This window comes from Rhodoferax sp. ZS1R8, assembly GCF_056521325.1.
In genome coordinates, this window is sequence record NZ_JBWMBA010000087.1 from 1 (window position 1) to 1,358 (window position 1,358).

A 1,358-nucleotide genomic window follows, 5' to 3' on the forward strand; every position below is an offset into this window, starting at 1 on the left:
GTCGCCTGAAATTTTGGCTAGCAATTCTGTGGCCAGCATCAAGGGGCAACTGAGTCAAGCTGAGGCCAAGCTGAGCGAAATGCGTATAAGCCTTGGCCCCAACCACCCCGTGCGCGTGCAGCTTGAAGGGCAAGTAACCGAGCTAAAGGAGCAACTCAGCCAAGAAATGCGCCGTGTTACCGGTGGCACCTCGGTTGCACGCAGCGCCGCAAGCATGCGTGAGGCAGAGTTGCGCGGCATGGTAGCCGCCCAAAAGGCCCGCGTGCTGGCCTTGCGCCAAGAGCGGGACCAAATCTCCGTGTTGGCCCAAGACGTAGAGGCCTCCAAGGCCATGTACGACTCGGTGCTCAAGCGCACCAACCAGCTCAACCTGGAAAAGCAATCTGACCAAGCCAACGTCTCGGTGCTGAGCCCGGCCATCGAGCCCAACACGCCGTCCAAGCCCAACCGCCCCAAATATTTGGCCATGACATTTTTAGGTGCGCTAGCTGCGGCGTTTGCTGCTGCTTTGGCGCTTGAATTTTTGAGCCCTAAGGTGCGCGTGTTAAGCGACATCATGGTGGACGATGTGCCCGTGCTGGGCACTATAGAACGGCGCGACGCCAATTACTCATGGGGTCAGCGTATGGCACTGGTCGTTAAATTTTTCACCCGGCGTAAACAACGCAAAACGGTGCATGCGGCCAGCCGCCTGGCGGGGCTGCAATGAGCGAGCCGCAATTCAATTCATCCTCACTGTTCCCAACCGATGTGGACATTGAGCTGGATGGCGTTGGCCCCAAGACAGGCTCTAAGCGTTCGCTTGGCCAGATTTTGCTGGATGCCCAGGTGCTAACCCCAGAGAACGCACTGCGCATCATTGAGCTGCAGCGGGAGAAGAAAATTCGCTTTGGCGAAGCGGCAATAGAACTTGGTCTTATTAGTGCCGGCGACATCGACTACGCGCTGTCGCACCAATACGAATACAGCTACCTGCCACGCACCAGCGGTCAGCATACAGACCCCGAGCTAGTAGCGGCCTATCAGCCGTTTAGCCACGAAGTGGACCAGCTACGCACGATACGGTCGCAGCTTATGCTGCGTTGGTTTGAGCAGCACAGGGGCCATGCCATGCTGGCCATAGTAGGCGCCGGCCGTGGTGAAGGGGGTAGCTATTTGGCAGCCAATCTTGCAATCGTGTTTGCCCAAATGGGCGAGCGCACACTGTTGATCGATGCCGACATGCGCGCGCCGCGCCAGCACAGCCTGTTCCAGCTGAACAACCAGATAGGCTTTTCCAGCTTGCTGGCCAGTCGTGCCGATGTTGCCAGCACCATTCACCACATCCACTACATCAACAATCTGGACGTATTGCCGGC

The 1,358-nt window shown here is 57.7% G+C and carries 2 protein-coding genes; both read left to right on the top strand.

Features of this window, described 5'->3' with window-relative positions:
* On the top strand, positions 1–709 hold a 709-nt coding region (locus AC097P_RS24005; RefSeq protein WP_479612938.1), incomplete at its 5' end, for a GNVR domain-containing protein.
* Positions 706–1,358, top strand: a 653-nt coding sequence (locus AC097P_RS24010) for a chain length determinant protein tyrosine kinase EpsG (protein ID WP_479612939.1), incomplete at its 3' end; no start/stop codon positions are given. The genes AC097P_RS24005 and AC097P_RS24010, both read left to right, overlap by 4 nt.